The sequence below is a fragment of the Candidatus Spongiihabitans sp. genome (genome assembly GCF_965237845.1).
Lineage (GTDB): Bacteria > Pseudomonadota > Gammaproteobacteria > Arenicellales > Poriferihabitantaceae > Spongiihabitans.
This window is the reverse complement of sequence record NZ_OZ250154.1, coordinates 878,807-894,899: the sequence shown is the minus strand read 5'-3', so window position 1 is coordinate 894,899 and position 16,093 is coordinate 878,807. Positions and strand designations below refer to the sequence as shown.

Annotated in this window: 10 protein-coding genes; 4 read left to right on the top strand and 6 right to left on the bottom strand. The window is 45.2% G+C overall.

Annotated features, from left to right (window positions below; genetic code table 11):
- Positions 1–9: 9 nt before the first annotated feature.
- On the bottom strand, positions 10–873 hold the full coding sequence (locus tag ACPXXB_RS04420) for a BspA family leucine-rich repeat surface protein (RefSeq protein ID WP_423909817.1): 864 nt from the start codon (positions 871–873) through the stop codon (positions 10–12).
- A 602-nt stretch (positions 874–1,475) separates the two neighbouring features.
- Here ACPXXB_RS04420 and ACPXXB_RS04415 point away from each other — a divergent pair.
- The 3 genes from ACPXXB_RS04415 (at position 1,476) to ACPXXB_RS04405 (ending at position 3,216) form a co-directional block, all read left to right on the top strand.
- Positions 1,476–1,616: a hypothetical protein gene (locus tag ACPXXB_RS04415; protein ID WP_423909593.1), complete on the top strand. Its 141-nt coding sequence runs from the start codon at positions 1,476–1,478 to the stop codon at positions 1,614–1,616.
- Positions 1,583–1,807: a hypothetical protein gene (locus ACPXXB_RS04410; protein ID WP_423909814.1), complete on the top strand. Its 225-nt coding sequence runs from the start codon at positions 1,583–1,585 to the stop codon at positions 1,805–1,807. The genes ACPXXB_RS04415 and ACPXXB_RS04410 overlap by 34 nt, the downstream gene beginning before the upstream one ends.
- A gap of 710 nt (positions 1,808–2,517) precedes the next feature.
- On the top strand, positions 2,518–3,216 hold the full coding sequence (locus ACPXXB_RS04405; RefSeq protein ID WP_423909812.1) for an HAD-IA family hydrolase: 699 nt from the start codon (positions 2,518–2,520) through the stop codon (positions 3,214–3,216).
- A gap of 26 nt (positions 3,217–3,242) precedes the next feature.
- Here ACPXXB_RS04405 and ACPXXB_RS04400 read toward each other — a convergent pair whose 3' ends face one another.
- Both ACPXXB_RS04400 and ACPXXB_RS04395 read right to left on the bottom strand, forming a co-directional pair.
- Positions 3,243–5,675, bottom strand: coding sequence for a GcvT family protein (locus ACPXXB_RS04400; protein WP_423909809.1), 2,433 nt, complete (start codon positions 5,673–5,675; stop codon positions 3,243–3,245).
- A 101-nt stretch (positions 5,676–5,776) separates the two neighbouring features.
- A complete protein-coding gene (locus tag ACPXXB_RS04395; RefSeq protein ID WP_423909807.1) occupies positions 5,777–7,309 on the bottom strand; it encodes a trimethylamine methyltransferase family protein in 1,533 nt (510 codons plus the stop codon).
- A gap of 265 nt (positions 7,310–7,574) precedes the next feature.
- On the opposite strand from ACPXXB_RS04395, the gene ACPXXB_RS04390 reads away from it, so the two are divergent.
- Complete coding sequence (locus ACPXXB_RS04390; RefSeq protein WP_423909804.1) at positions 7,575–8,387, top strand: phosphate/phosphite/phosphonate ABC transporter substrate-binding protein; 813 nt, start codon at positions 7,575–7,577, stop codon at positions 8,385–8,387.
- Here the strand turns inward: ACPXXB_RS04390 and ACPXXB_RS04385 are convergent.
- The 3 genes from ACPXXB_RS04385 to ACPXXB_RS04375 form a co-directional block, all read right to left on the bottom strand.
- Positions 8,379–11,498, bottom strand: coding sequence for an aminotransferase class III-fold pyridoxal phosphate-dependent enzyme (locus ACPXXB_RS04385; RefSeq protein WP_423909801.1), 3,120 nt, complete (start codon positions 11,496–11,498; stop codon positions 8,379–8,381). The genes ACPXXB_RS04390 and ACPXXB_RS04385 overlap by 9 nt on opposite strands.
- A 65-nt stretch (positions 11,499–11,563) precedes the next feature.
- The gene (locus ACPXXB_RS04380; RefSeq protein WP_423909798.1) at positions 11,564–13,879 is read right to left on the bottom strand and encodes a DEAD/DEAH box helicase; all 2,316 of its coding nucleotides are present in this window, start codon (positions 13,877–13,879) and stop codon (positions 11,564–11,566) included.
- A gap of 9 nt (positions 13,880–13,888) precedes the next feature.
- Complete coding sequence (locus ACPXXB_RS04375; protein ID WP_423909795.1) at positions 13,889–16,090, bottom strand: site-specific DNA-methyltransferase; 2,202 nt, start codon at positions 16,088–16,090, stop codon at positions 13,889–13,891.
- Positions 16,091–16,093 lie beyond the last annotated feature (3 nt).

The window sequence follows — 16,093 nt, the reverse complement described above, 5'->3', positions numbered from 1 at the left end:
GCCCACATCTCAGCGGCCGATGTCCTGGTTAAAGGCGGAGCCGCCGAACATGTTTTGCATATTCGTCACATTGCCCACATCCCAGGTTCCGATGTTCTGGTCAAAGGCGGCGGCGCCAGAGAACATGCCTGCCATCCCCGTCACATTGCCCACATCCCAGCCGCCGATGTCCCGGTTAAAGGCGGCGGCGCCATTGAACATGCCTGCCATATCCGTCACATTGCCAACATCCCAGGTTCCGATGGCGCCGTTAAAGACGCTGGCCTCTCGGAACATGTCAGCCATAGTGCTAACAGCAGAAAGATCCGGCGCATCCGTTGCGCTCATCCGCATATTATAGGCGCCATAAAATGCCCTCTCCATGCTGCTCCACCGTGCGCCGCCCCATTGTTTTATATCTATTAATTTCTCTCTATCCGCGCCACGATTTAAGTAAAAGCGGGTCATGCCGTTTGAGGTTGTGATGTCGTAGTCGCCAGCGCCGCCGTAGCCGGAATGGCTGAATCTCTGGTTGATACCGCCACCGTTAGTGGTAGTGATGGTGCTAAACGTGTTGTCCCCCCAGTTCATGTCGTAATTGCCTTTGCCGGGGAAGGTGATTCTGAGGTCGTCCGTCGGTACGCGCCAGGTGGTGATAAACTCTGCCTGTGCCTGTGCGGCCAGGCCGAGCAGGAGGACGCCGCCCAGCAACGCGACCAGGCGTCGGCAGGCTTGGGTCAGATTTGAACGCAACACCAGCCGCGCCCGGGCAGGGGCGCACGGGCTGTGCGGATTGATGATTGTTCGCCGTGCGCACTGGTCCGGCGCCCATGGGAATGGGGTGTGCTCGGTCGTAATTGCGCTTGAAGTTTGATTGTTATGCGTGGTGAGCATCATATTTGCCTGTCAGAATATAATTTTGAATTGTTGATCACTGCGGAGACGGTCCGTGTGGCACACGGTTGCCGTTTTACTCATGCCTTCATTCCGGGCTTTCATTCCGTGCCTTCATACGGTGCCTTTATCCGGGGACCGTTATCCGGTGAGAATAACCTGTGCGCGCCTGTGTGCGGGTGAGACGCTGGCTGTACGCTGGATGTGTGGGGGGGGGGGTAGCCTGTTTGCGTTGCTATATTTAGACCGCCGCATGGCCAATGATGGGCGTTGCCCTTCAGAACCCTGCGTCGGTTGCACTTTGTTTCAGGCTGGATATACAGCTGAATATACACGGTTACGACCCGGTTGGTTTCATTGTTGCCCCTGCAATGTTTTGTTGTGCATCATTAATAGCGAAGGTTTTTGCCTTTCGCCGATTGTCCATACATGGTACAAGTATATCATTGTGCATTTTCACTTTCAAGCATTGTGTATAAGCTCAGATACCTTTGGCACTCCGATGCAGAAGGAGAGTCATGCAACATCAGCATATCGGATACCGAACAAAGGCTTTTATCGGGTAGCTGCTTTAGGGCAGCTTTGGGAGATGACTTCCAAACATGCTCAACAACGCCTTAAAATCCTCGGTTTCTTCAGCGGATTATGGCGCAGCCGCGACCAGTGATGCCTTTGATGTCAGCCGCACAACCCGGTATCGCTGGAAACAGTGCGCCAAGCCAGCGGCGACCCGGCCGCCCTGACTGCCAAATCCTGCGCCGAGCGCTTCAACCGCACCATCCAAGAGCAGTTGGTCGATTATCACGAGGATCAACTATTCCATGACCTGAACGGCTTTAACCTTGCGCGGATAAAGCCGCACTTCCGGCAATTACTGTTCCATGACCTGAACGGCTTTAACCTTGCGCGGATAAAGCCGCACTTCCGGCAATGACTGTTCCGTGACCTGAACGGCTTTAACCTTGCGCGGATAAAGCCGCACTTCCGGCAATTACTGTTCCGTGACCTGAACGGCTTTAACCTTGCGCGGCTAAAGCCGCACTTCCGGCAATGACTGTTCCGTGACCTGAACGGCTTTAACCTTGCGCGGCTAAAGCCGCACTTCCGGCAATTACTGTTCCGTGACCTGAACGGCTTTAACCTTGCGCGGCTAAAGCCGCACTTCCGGCAATGACTGTTCCATGACCTGAACGGCTTTAACCTTGCGCGGCTAAAGCCGCACTTCCGGCAATGACTGTTCCATGACCTGAACGGCTTTAACCTTGCGCGGCTAAAGCCGCACTTCCGGCAATGACTGTTCCGTGACCTGAACGGCTTTAACCTTGCGCGGCCAAAGCCGCACTTCCGGCAATGACTGTTCCGTGACCTGACCGGCTTTAACCTTGCGCGGCTAAAGCCGCACTTCCGGCAATTACTGTTCCATGACCTGAACGGCTTTAACCTTGCGCGGCCAAAGCCGCACTTCCGGCAATTACTATTCCATGACCTGACCGGTCTCACCTCATGGGTGGAGGTGCAATATGTTTCTGAGCTTATGCAATTCTACCCGGGGCAGAATGAGCAGAGGTCAGATGTTCCTAAAACGCTGGCATCAAAATAATATAGAATACGGCGCTTTTATCCGCAACTTGTTTATTGTATTGAATGCAAATCAAGGATTCCACTGACAAGCTTATCGGTCGGCCCGCGCAATTCGCGTTATTTGATATGGACGGTTTATTGTTGGATACCGAAATAATCTATACTCAGGTAACTCAAAGCATTGTCGGTCGATTCGGAAAGACCTTTGATTGGTCAATAAAAGGCAACATGATCGGCCTGCCGGCTATGGTTGCCGCAAATTATCTGGTCGGCGCACTGCAACTGCCGATCAGCGCTGAAATCTATCTGGCCGAGCGCGATCAATTATTGCGAGCAAAGTTTCCGAGTTGCAAGGCGATGCCTGGCGCTGAAAACCTGATACGCAATCTTGATAGCCATAATATTCCAATTGCCGTAGCGACCAGTTCCAGCCGCGAGCTTTTTCAATCGAAAACTTCCAATCATCAGGATTGGTTCAAGCTTTTTAATATTGTCGTTACCGGAGATGATGCTGAAGTTAAGCAGGGCAAACCGGCCCCGGACATCTTTAATGTTGCGGCCAAACGTCTCGATGCCAATCCGCGGAACACCCTGGTATTCGAGGACGCACCGTCAGGATTGGCGGCCGGCATCGCTGCGGGAATGCGAGTCATTGTGGTTCCTGATCCAAATATGGATAAATCGCGTTATCGACGCGCCGAACGCATCCTGAATTCTCTGGAAGAATTTAATCCCGCGGAATTCGGCTTACTGAGTAGCTAACGAATTGCTGGGTCGCATGGCTTCCTTTACCCTCTCATGCGCTTGCCATCTGGATCGAACAGGGTCCCGGTAAACAAAGTAGCGTGGCGTCTGTCGCCGAGTATTTCTATTTCAACGTCACGACCTTGCTCAATCAATTCAACCGGCAGGAAACCGATTGCCACGCTGTTTTGCGAATAGTGGGCGTAGCCGCCAGAGGTGACGAAACCGACCACTTTGCCGTCATGCCAGATTGGTTCATCTGCGACCACATCAGCGTCGTCCGCATCCACAATAAAAGTGCATAACTTTCTCGATGCCCCTCGATTTTTTTCCGCCAGCGCTGCTTCTTTTCCAATAAAATCACTCTGCTTGTTATACGCCACGAAACGGTCCATGCCGGTTTCCAGAGGCGTGTAATCGGGCTTGTATTCCCGCAACCATGAACCGAAAGATTTTTCCAGACGAAGACTCATCATCGCGCGCATACCAAAAGGTCGCAGACCTAAATCCCTGCCCGCTTCGCTAAGTATATGATAAAGACCGACTTGTTGACTGGCCGGAACGTAAATTTCATAGCCCAAATCCCCGGTATAGGATACGCGCTGAACAATAGCCTGGCACGGACCGACCTGCATGTGTTGTACGCCAAGGAACGGCAGCGCATCGGTTGAAACATCTCCACGCGCCACTCTGGATAATAACTCTCTTGATTTAGGTCCGGCAATCTGGAAACCAATGCGCTGTTGAGAGATGTTTCGGATATCAACCCCGGACTCAGGCAGATGTTGTTCAAACCAGCGCATGTGAAAAGACTGAGCCGCATACGAGGCATTCATTTGGAATACTTCCATACCCATTTCATCTTCGCCCAGATTTGATATCGTGAAATCCCCAATCAGCCTGCCGCGGTGGCTTAACATTGGCGCCAAGGTTAATCTGCCCGGTTTTGGAATTCTTCCAGCCATGATGGCATCAATCCAGGCTTGTGCGCCTTGCCCCTTAACCTCGAATTTACTGAAATTATGGATTTCATTTATGCCCACGCCATTACGCACCGCATTACATTCTTGTGCGACGGCGGCGAACGCATTAGAGCGTCGGAAGGTCGGATTTTCATAAGGCTGCTCGCCCGGCGGCGCAAAATAGTTCACTTGCTCCATACCATATCCTGAACCGAATACCGCATTCCGCTGCTGCCAGATTGCATAAGCTGGCGTGGTTTTGAATGGTCGTGCAGCAGGCAATTCTTCGTTGGGGTAAGACACGGAAAATCGACGTTGGTAATTCTCGGTAACCTTTAGTCGGGTATAGGATTTAGTGCAGTAATCGCCAAATCGGGAAACATCCATAGCAAACACGTCCCGAGACGGCTCTCCTTCAATCATCCACTCCGCCAGAATCAACCCAACCCCGCCACCCTGACTAAAACCCGCCATCACGCCACAAGCCGACCAATAATTTCTTAAACCGGGGACCGGCCCGACCAACGGATTGCCATCCGGCGCAAAGGTAAACGGGCCGTTGATGATCTGTTTTATTCCGGCTTTAGCCAATACCGGATATCGCTCAAAGGCGTTAGCCATGGCATCGCCAATTCGATCAAGATTGTCCTCAAGCAACTCGTGACCAAAATCCCAGGGAGTGCCATCCACGGCCCAGGGGATGCATTGTTGTTCATAAAATCCGATGACCAGCCCCTGCCCTTCCTGACGCAGGTAGCTCTCGCCTTCCGGGTCCATGACATGGGGCAACTCCGTGGGATGGTTAACCACTTCATCTATTTTTTCCGTGGCTAAGTATTGATGCTCCATAGGATGCAATGGCAAATATACCCCTGCCATTTCCCCGACCTCACGGGCCCATAATCCACCCGCATTGACCACGTGCTCGGCGATCAAATTCCCCTGTTCGGTAATGATCTCCCAGTTGCCATTACTATTCGGTTTAGTCTCTAAAACGCGATTGCGCAGCATGATTTCAGCGCCCTGTTTTTTCGCTGCGCGGGCATAGGCATGGGTCGTCCCGGATGGATCAAGATGCCCGTCCAACGGGTCGTAAAGCGCGCCCAGCACACCATCGGTATTGGTAATGGGCGATAACTCGCGTATTTCTTCAGGAGTAACCAGATGGGTATCCAGTCCCATATAGCGATGTTTTGCCCGCTCTGCCCGCAGATAATCCATCCGGTCCGGTGATCCTGCCAGAGTGATGCCACCGACATGATGCAACCCGCAGCTTTGCCCGGAAATCTCCTCCAGCTCTTTGTACAAACCGATGGTATAACCCTGCAAGGCAGCCATATTGGTATCCGCATTCAGGGTATGGAAGCCGCCGGCGGCATGCCAGGTCGAACCAGAGGTTAATTCTGAGCGCTCGATTAATGTGACATCGCTCCACCCAAGTTTTGTCAGGTGATAGAGCACGCTGCACCCGACTACGCCGCCACCAATAATCGCTACCTGAGTATGTGTTTTCATAAAATTTGTCAGCCTTGTGTTTTTAAGTGATTCTGGTTGATTCTAATTCTTTTTGGCTGCTTGCTTTTGGAAACTTGCTTTTATAAAAGTTACCAATAGGCCTACCAGGCAGGCTTGATTTCACCCTTGCGCTTCATGACATATTCATCTAATTGTTCTCGAATAGCGATATCCAATTCGGGTTCCTCGAAATCATTGAGAATTTGCTTGAATAATTTATTGGCGCGCTCGGTGGTGTGCACTGACCCATGTTCCTGCCACGTTTCAAAGTTACGCCAATCCGTTGCAATGGGGGCGTAAAATGCGTCTTTGTAGCGCTCGATAGTATGGCTGGCACCGAAAAAATGCCCGCCCGCACCGACCTCTTCAATCGCATCGAAGGCTAATTCCGATTCGTTCACTTCAATTGGCTTGAGTGTCTCAACCATCATTTGCACCATTTCCATATCGACGATCAATTTTTCAAACGAAGCGCACAACCCACCCTCCAGCCAACCGCCGCTGTGTTTGATCATATTGCCATGCGACATCACCGCAGACCAAAGCGACATACCGGATTCCCAGGTTGCCTGAGCATCCACACAGTTGGACGCATTAACATTGGAGGTGCGATAAGGAATTTTATATCGACGGGCTAATTGGCCGCCTGCCAGCACCGCTTTGGCATATTCCGGCGTACCAAATGCCGGCGCGCCGGACTTCATATCCACATTGGAGGTAAAGCCGCCATACATGGCTGGCGCCCCAGGCTTTACCATTTGTGTCACCGCCAACACCCCCAAAGCCTCCGCATTTTGCTGTGCCAATGCGCCTGCTAGCGTCACCGGGCTCATCGCCCCGGCCAGGGTAAATGGCGTGACCACGACCGGTTGTCCAAATTCCGCCAAGGTCATCAGTCCATCCAGCATAACACCGTCTACTTTCAACGGTGAATTGGTATTGACCACGGTCATAATACTGGGTTGACTTTTAAGCGTTTCCTTGTCGATAGCGCGCGCCATACAAATCATTTCAATGGCATCTTCAATTTTTCCGTTGCCCAAACTATAGGCGTGCCAAGGTTTCTCAGTGAGCGTAATGAAAGCACGATAGGCATCGAGATGGCGATTGTGGGCCGGTAAATCGACCGGCTCAACCGGGTAACCGGAATGTGCGCTAATAACATTAAATGTTTGACCTAGCTTCAAGAATTTGCAGTAGTCCGCGTAATTTCCGGTGCGGCGGCCACTATCCAGATCAGAACAATTTGGCGCACTGGCAACCAAAGTGAAATTGATATGATTGCCGCCATAAATAGAATTGAACTTTGGGTTGCGGGCATGAAGTGTAAACCGGACTGGAATTGTGGCAATCTTTTCCAACACCATATCCCGATCCATCTTGACGTAACCGGTTTTATCATCGATAGTCGCGCCATGCTCCAGCATTAACGCACGCGCCCGATCATTGACCACTTGCAACCCAATCCGCTCAAGAATTTTCATCGAGCCGTCATGGATAAGTTCCAGAGATTCCTCGCTCAAAACCTGGATAGGCGCATAGGGATTTTGTAATTGCCGCACCGGTAATTGTTCGAGTTTGAAGGCTGGCGCTTCTCTTACTCGGGGCCTTGCTCGACGGGAACGTCTGCTCATGGATTACAACTGCTCATGGATTACCACAAAATATTGGTGTGTCCTTCGAATATAATGAATATCAATTTATAAAGATATAAATTTGTGGCTAACCTTAATTCCGCTATAAATCAACCCTCGCAATTTGAAGAATGCGACTTGAAAAAAGTAATATACAATATCAATATCATCGCTTTATCGACGTTGATTAGACTAACATTATCCCATCACGCACTTCCAGCGATTGATTGTGCCACTCAATTATTCACGAGAAGCTAAACCAACCATGCCTAACCCAGCGGACAAAACTATCATTAGTTGCGGCATGTATGCCTTTACCCATAGACTGCGAGGCGCCTGGAGGCAAATTCTTGGAAGCCTTCACCAACATCTGCCGGCCCCTTATAGTCAGGCGTTTGATCTTCGTTTTGATGATGCAACAAAAATATTAAGCGACCCGGGTTTGTTTATTGGTCAAACCTGCGGTTATCCCTATGTGGCTAAATGGCAGCACACGCACGATGTTATTTGCGTTCCTGAATTCACCATTGATGGTTGCGAAAATATTAAATGCTCAAGCTGGTTTATCACCCGCGCTGACTCCGGGAAAGTCAGTCTCGATGAATTTTCCAATACCATCGCGGTTATAAATAACACTGATTCAAATAGCGGAATGAATGTTTTTCGTTATGAAATTAGTAAGCATGCAAATTCCAAACCATTTTTCAAAAATGTATTGGTGAGTCATTCTCATTTAGAAAGCCTGAAGTTGATTGCCCAAGGGACCGCCGACATCACAGCTATTGATGCCGTGTCCTATCATTTTTCGACAACCCAGGCTCTGATTAATGCGGATAATCTAAAAATTATCGGGCAGTCGCAGCATACCACCGGATTGCCGTTCATCATCCATAAGGCGTTGGAAGTGAATCAGCAACTTATTGTTAATGCGTTGAATACATCCCTCAAGGCAATGTCGCCAAAAAATAAAGCCTTCCTGAATCTTAAACAATTTACACCGGTCGATAGGCTTGACTATGCCTCGATAAAGGCACTCGAAACGAAAGCCGAAGACAATGGCTACGCGGTTTTACAATGAGTACGGTGCGCCTATTACAGTCGTTGCAGTCGTTGCAAAATCCTCTTTCAATACTTGCTCCAATGTGGCGGTGAATTGATTAACATTTTCTTCGGTGAAACATAACGGCGGTTTGATTTTTAGTACATTGTGTAACGTGCCATCTGCGCTTATCAACACCCCCTCCTGCTTCATCCTTTCAGCAATATAGTCGGCTTGCTCAGCGGCTGGGTGCAAAGATTCGGGGTCAGTGACTAATTCGATGCCGATAAACAAACCCAACCCTCGCACATCACCAATCAGGGGATAATTCTCTTTTAGCGCATTGAGTTGAACAAGCAATTGAGTTCCCACATTCCACGCATTTTGTTGCAATTTTTCCTGATCAATAACATCAAGCACCGCATTGCCAATGGCGCAAGAAACCGGATTTCCACCGAATGTTGAAAAGTATTCCATGCCATTGTTAAACCCATCAGCGATTTCTCGCGTAGTAATTACCGCGGCCAGTGGGTGACCGTTACCCATCGGTTTACCCAAAGTTACAATATCCGGAACCACATTGTGGGATTCAAAAGCCCAAAAATGGCTACCTATCCGACCAAAACCCACTTGCACTTCATCCGCAATACAAAGCCCGCCAAAATCCCGAACCTGTTCGTACACGGCCGCAAGATAACCATCGGGCAGCACTATCTGGCCACCGCAACCCAGCATTGATTCAGCGATGAATGCGGCCGCTCCGGACTGATCTTCCGCTGCGTGCAGCGCGTCTTTTACCGAATCCACGTATTCCAGCACAGCATTGGCTTCACTGGAATATGGGCCACGATAGCGGTCCGGCATCATGGCAACATGAATGTGACTGGGGCGGCCTGCTCCTCCGGGAGCATTGTGTTTGTAGGGACTGATATCGATCAGGCTGGCTAGATTGCCATGATAAGCGTGATCGAGAATGATGATATCTTTTCGGCGGGTATGGTTTCTTGCCAACCGCAGGGCCAGGTCATTGGCTTCGCTGCCGCTGTTAACCAAAAAACAAACACGCAATGGATCCGGGAACTTATCCAGCAGACGCTCAGAATATTTTTCTATCTGCGAATACAAATATCGGGTGTTGGTGTTCAACACGCCGCTCTGCCGCTGCGCTGCTTCTACGACTTTCGGGTGGCAATGGCCGACATGGGATACATTGTTAACGGCATCAAGGTATCTTCGTCCGGTATAGTCATACAGATACTGCATACTGCCCCGGGCTAGATGAATGGGTTGCCGATAGGAAAGGCTAAGTGACGGGCTAAGTGATTGCGCCCTGCTCGATAAAATGCGTTCAGCGAGCCTGTCCGGGTCGTTCGCTTGTGGATTTAACCGGGAATCCGAGAGGCACGGAAGGCCCAGAATAATATTTGCATCAGGACATAAATTCAGCCAAATATTTCGATGGGCATGGGCGCCAACGCCAGCGAAGGTATCGGTTTGCCCCAGCATATCCGTGACAATTTGAAAATGCACATGCGGCGGCCAATTGCCGTTTTCGTGAATGTCGCCCAATTCGGCGATCTTTTGAGCCGATTCAACGGCATCCCCTATAGTGTGGTGCGTCAACGAGTCTGGTTTCAAATGGCCATATAATGTGTAGAACTTTAGCGCGCCATCCTTATCATCAGCTAGATGCTCCAATATCAAAGTCCCGCCATAGTTCAAGGAAGCATCATTATTTTCGACCCCGTAAACTTTTCCGGCCAGTGGCGCGTATATGGCTGATTCCGCAGGCATAAAAATATCAATGCCGAGGTGGAGGGTTCGGCGATGGCCGGTAGCGTCGGTAGAATCTTCGGAACTGTATATCAATCGGTACTCATCGTATTTACCGATTGCAGCGATGCATTGCGCGTCTTCAATCGCTCGAAATATATTTTTCGCTTCTCGTATTGGATCAATTGTTTTTCCCGGATTCGGCATTTGCGCGCTGCCGACACTGATATCCAGAATCAGCAGTGGGTCAGATCTGAGATCACCCTCTACGATAGATTTGAATTGTTCAGAATGTGACTGCAGCCATGACACTACCCGTGCCGTTGTCGGTATCGGCGCATAACCGCAACTATCTCGAAACAAATAATGTGCAAAATCAGAAGATATAAATTGCAACTTCGCCAATGCGGTCCATGCGGATTGCTCGCTGATTGTTAAGTATTGATTGTCCGGGTGCAGAGATTGTTGCTCGGCACAAACACAAACACTCATGCACAAGCGCATGCACATCAAATCGAACAAAACGCTTATTTCAACCTCGGTTAACGGAAATTTTCGGTGATAGCCTTTGATAACGGATGCCGCTGCGTCCAATGGATGAGATTTATCCAGCATGGCATAGGCTGCTGCAACGGCTGGATCCACAGCGATCCATGAATACACCATATCGCCGTAATCAATGATTCCCTTTACCCGTTGGTTCCACGGGCCACTGCCTTGAACAACAACATTATTGTCGTTTGCATCGTTATGAATCGCGCCGAAGCGTAATCTATCTGATACCGGCATTACCCGGCTGGTAAAACGATTCTGGAAAAGATTTATTAGCTCTGTTTTGTTGTCATCGCCAAGTAACGGTTTATATCTTTCCAGAATTTCGATAGCATGGTTCATATTCCACAACAATGGTCTTTCGATGGCATGATGTTTAAAATCTGCGAGAACCCTGTCAACCTGGCCGACGGTTTCGCCCAAGCTTTCAAGCAACTCGGCGGTTTGCGGGTTGACCGCAGACATCAATCGGCCTGCAATAAAGCTGACAGCGCGGCAAAAGTGTTGTTCTCCGCTTGCGGATATGACTGACTCGACCGGCTTGCCATTGACCGATTGAATGGTTTTCGGCGCGGATATTTCGCTATCGCCCCGATCCACTTTAGCCATTGCGGTAAACACGTCATGCTGACATTCCAGCATGGCCGCATTTTCCTGGCTATTGGCAATTTTGAAAACGACTTGCTCGTCTCCTGATTGAATCAAAAAGTTTAGGTCGCGTTCACCGTTGAGGCGTTTGATTGGGCCTTCAATGTTATATCGGGTTTTCGCTGCATCTGCGGCTTGTTGATCTGAAAATTCGGGGAGAAGGCAGGTTTTGGTCATGGCGTGCGGTCAATTGAATAAGGGGCTGGCTAGATAACTGGTTATCTAGCCAGCCCCCTTATATATTAGTTAATCAACTCTTCTAAATAAACCCAATCATTGGGTTTTTCTTGAAAACTTGAATAGATTTTTTTTTCGTTAATTCTAAAATGTTGACCTTCCTTAACAATCAAACCGCCAAAAATATTTTTCTTTTCCTCTGTTATGTATTTTTGTAGAGCCTCGCCTTTTAATTTGTTGTCGTCTTCCCTATTACCACTTGCTTTAGTATCAAAAATTCCAAGTTTTCCATTTTCAAATAAAACAATAAAGTCAGGCTGAAATGTTGATTTTCTATTGTATTTTATACCAAAGTTTAAGGACATGTGTTCATTGCCATTTTGCCACCACCATTTAACAGCAGCTTTCTTATTTTCTAAATATTTAATAAAATCTGTTTCAACACCACTGTCTATATTCAAATAACATGGAGTATATAAAGATAGTGCATAGTCAAATTTCTTGTAACTATGTGGATTTAAATTTCTGCTTTTGGCAATATCCCATGCGTTATTCCATTCTTCAATTTCTTCAATTTTTTTATTTATTTCCTCATCTTTTACTGGCTTATATTCTCTGGTTGCCCTATCAAATAGTTGTGAAAAAATATCAGCATTGTTAAGTGTAATATTTTGAATGTAAATTATTCCATTGCCAACAAGATTTATATCAAGATACTTTCTAAACCATCTGTATAAAGCCTGCTTTACAGTGGGCACGGATCGCTTAAAAGAAAAACCGTTTAAATTAACTCTAATGAGCGATTCAAAGGCATGAAACAGATCATCTTGTGATAAATTTGCGGCTATTAATGTTTTCTCAGAAAATAAATCCGCCTCTCTGCCTGAAATTTCATGTTCTGGTAACGCATCAAACAACTTTGCATCAAGATGTACATCTAATATGATTTCATCCCTGTTATCTAAGTTTTCAAGGTTTATTTTTTGTCCAACTTTCTTTCTATTTCGTTCAAGAATTTCATCTTCATCTATTTTCAAACCAAAATATTTACAGAATGTTTTGTCCAAAACCTTATAAAAACTTAAAGTAATATCGCCAAAATCCACTCTGTTTCGATAGTATGATTTTAATTTAAGCGGCTCATAAACATCCTTTCTTTTTACGATAATTGGTTTAATAATGTTCGGATTATAGGTTTCCTTTTTAACTTCAAGACTTTTGACATTGGTATATACAAAACCTTTGTTTAGATTATCCTCTTCATAATGCGCCGCTTCCGGCATTCTGAGTATTCTGCCAATTGTTTGAATTTCAAATACAATACTTCTTATCTCTCTAAAACGAACAAGAATAGAAGCCCTCGGACAATCCCAGCCGGTATCAATTGCCTGTTTAAAAATCAGGAAATCAACTTCGCTGTCATTTGGCGTCACAAACATATTTTCATTATTTACTTTTTCTTCGCTTAACCATACTGCAAGCCTTTTGTTTTCATAATTAATATCCTTTTCTGCTAAAAACCCCTCCACAAACTCTTTTTTATCTTCACCTGCCTCGCCTGAAGGGAGTTGAACCATTACTAAAGGATTTATATCAATATCCATTTTTTGATAAAGTTGCCTTAATTCCTCCCGCTTTTCAAAAGCGGCCTGCATGATGAGTTCCTGGGATGTAGTTTCATCGTCATCTATTTTGCCAATATTTTCATTAATGATAATTTCCTTTTTTATCATGCCTTCTTCAATAACATCATTGGGTTCAACAACCACCTTTTCGTTATATTCGCCCTCGCGTAAAACAGGCGTGGCGCTCATTTCAATAGTCAGGTCAGCATTAACAACCTTGTCCCTTAACTCCAATGCTCTTTCGCTGGTGGAATTGGAATGACTCTCATCAATTATCATGATAATTGTTGTTTTATCTTCCTTAGTGTTTCTAATCAGCTCTCTAAAATTAGTGGTTTCTTTATCTTTCATTAAGATATTCTTCCATTCGCCTGTTTTATTGTCTTTGGCCCTCAGCTTTTCCCAGTTGACAACAACAATTTCATTTCTGGTAATTGTTTCACGAGAACCGAAAAATTCTTGTTCCAATAAATAAACGTCGGGAAATCCCTGAAATTCCTGGTTCAAAGAGTTATAACTTTGAACATGCAGATTACCTTTGCCGATACTTATCCATAAAAAACATAAGTCCGTATCTTCGAATTCTTTTATAAGTTGCTCAATATACTCAGTCATCATCAAGGTCTTTCCGCTGCCTGTGGGCGACTGAAACACAATCGTTTTTTTATCCAGGCTCTTATCCAAAAGCAGTCTTGTTTTTAATAATAATTCATCTACCGCTTTTTCCTGGTATCTCTTCAGGGTTTTTGTGGTCATATTATCGCCCTATATGTTGTAGCTATTCAGCAACGATTGAATATGCTGGTAAAACTGTTCAACCTGTTTTAACTCGTAATCGTCATAATCACCATGAGCGGCGTTATTGCCAATGGTTAAAAATAAACGGTTTGCATTATATTCAATGTTTGTGATGATATTTTGATTAAAAAGATTGTCGTTTAGTGTTGATATTTTCTGTTCTTTACTATTTGCATTTAAAATATTGATTCTATTGCCTTGCGATATTTTTTGAATCACTTTTTCCAAAACAATCCTCAAAGTCCGCGCCCCCGCATCCTTATCCTGGTCGGTAAAAATACTTGTTTTCGCTTTATGTAAATCGGTAAAAATGACATTGGTTTTAATGGATATATTCATCTTAACAAGCTGTTTATATACATCCAGAATATTTTGTGGAATCGCTTCCAGTTTGATATTTTTAATTCCCGCAAAGAGGTTTTTTTGAACTTCGTTTTCCATAGAAAACATATAGATAATTTTCTTGCCCTTGAGCTTTTTGATTTCAGCAAGAAAACTATCAAAAGTATCGTCTATTAAATTGTAGTAGATAGAGAGGGACTTATCCTGTTTGTTGGATAAAAATATCTTGTAATCCTTTTCTTCGATTTCCAAATTAAAGATATTCTCTTTAACACAAAGCATTTCCGTGCATTTTCTAGTGAGATTTATTTTTACTTGGTCACGGTTCTTTGTTTTTTTGATAAGGGCGGTTTTGAAGTATTGGAGGTTACCGTTTAATCCGTTTATAACATCATCCTTTCCATTCTTCTTATATCCTTTGATAACCTTTTGAATTCTTGGATAAGTGACTTCTGTGCAGATATTGTTTTCATTATCTGTACAAAGGATAAATTTTCTGTTGCCCCCATCTTGCTTGTTTAATTCTAATACGGCATGGCCTGTTGTCCCTGACCCCGCCATAAAATCACAAATGACATTTGCTTTTGGATGTATTGCAGAAAGCAAATCTTTTGATACGCTCACAGGTTTTGGATATGGGAAATTTATATCTAAACCTAAAAACATAACATCATCACTTGATGCATTCTCGTAAATTGAGTTAGTATTCTCGTATAAATTTTCTTTCAGTAGATACTTCCTTCGAGGCTGAGTTGTTTCATCTTTCCCAAAAAGAATTAATTTATTATTCAGTAATTTCTGCATTGTTGCAGGTGGATTTCTCCAGCCTCTTGAAGGAATTGGACAGGGTTTATTTATAATTGGATGAATTAAAGGAATAAAATAATCATCTGGAGCCTGTTTCTTATTTGGCCATGCCATTGAAACTGATTGATAAACATCTCCATTTCCATCAATAAAATTATATGCCTTTTCACCATTAGAAAAGCCTTGTCGTTTTAGCCAGTTTTGAAATTCTTTGTTGATCAAATCAAGCGTATATTTCACTTTAAAATCATTTAAGGTTTCTCTGGGATAATTGAATGGCTTAATAACTTCTTCGATTTCATCAGGGATTATAGTTTTATCAAGATTTTTGAATAATAATTTTGCCTTGTTTAGTATTTTTTCTGAATTTGGCTTAGTGCGTTCTAAAATATTAGTTAAGGCTAAAAACTTCTCTTTGTTTTTGGCAAAACATAAAATGCTTTCGTGCATTACTGATACACCCTTGCTATCACCTTTTGGATTCTTTTTGTTCCAGATAATGGTTCCTAAACTATTATTTTCTCCAAATATTTTTATGAGAAGTAAATTTAAAGAATTTTGTTCATGTTCATCTATATGAACAATAATCACCCCTTTTGCTGATAAAACATTTTTAGCTATATTTAGGCGTTTTTCAATGAAAGTTAGCCACTTAGAGTGCTTGAAGGAGTCCTCTTTATCAACATAACTATCGTTATACTTAAAATCCTTCTCTCCTGTGTTATAAGGCGGATCAATATAGATAACGTCAATCTTCGCTTTATGAGTATAGTTCAAAACCGTTAAAGCATGATAATTATCCCCTTCAATCAGGATATTATCTTCGCTGTCATCGGTTCTAATCTCTTTGCCTTTGATTCGCTTTAGAATTGGCAGGTTGTTCTCACAATCAAGTACAACCTGTTCCGGTTCTCTTTCGCTATCCCAGACAAGTCCGTATTTCTTGGCTCTAAGCTCTTTTTCCTGTTTTGCGATAATTTTCAGCAATTCAGTTCTATCGCATGTTGAATAATCACTCATGTT

Excerpts from the sequence above, each read along its gene's own strand:
- ACPXXB_RS04420 (WP_423909817.1), bottom strand. The coding sequence starts at position 873 with ATGCTCACCACGCATAACAATCAAACTTCAAGCGCAATTACGACCGAG.
- ACPXXB_RS04415 (WP_423909593.1), top strand. The coding sequence starts at position 1,476 with ATGCTCAACAACGCCTTAAAATCCTCGGTTTCTTCAGCGGATTATGGC.
- ACPXXB_RS04405 (WP_423909812.1), top strand. The coding sequence starts at position 2,518 with ATGCAAATCAAGGATTCCACTGACAAGCTTATCGGTCGGCCCGCGCAA.
- ACPXXB_RS04400 (WP_423909809.1), bottom strand. The coding sequence starts at position 5,675 with ATGAAAACACATACTCAGGTAGCGATTATTGGTGGCGGCGTAGTCGGG.
- ACPXXB_RS04395 (WP_423909807.1), bottom strand. The coding sequence starts at position 7,309 with ATGAGCAGACGTTCCCGTCGAGCAAGGCCCCGAGTAAGAGAAGCGCCA.
- ACPXXB_RS04390 (WP_423909804.1), top strand. The coding sequence starts at position 7,575 with ATGCCTAACCCAGCGGACAAAACTATCATTAGTTGCGGCATGTATGCC.
- ACPXXB_RS04385 (WP_423909801.1), bottom strand. The coding sequence starts at position 11,498 with ATGACCAAAACCTGCCTTCTCCCCGAATTTTCAGATCAACAAGCCGCA.
- ACPXXB_RS04380 (WP_423909798.1), bottom strand. The coding sequence starts at position 13,879 with ATGACCACAAAAACCCTGAAGAGATACCAGGAAAAAGCGGTAGATGAA.
- ACPXXB_RS04375 (WP_423909795.1), bottom strand. The coding sequence starts at position 16,090 with ATGAGTGATTATTCAACATGCGATAGAACTGAATTGCTGAAAATTATC.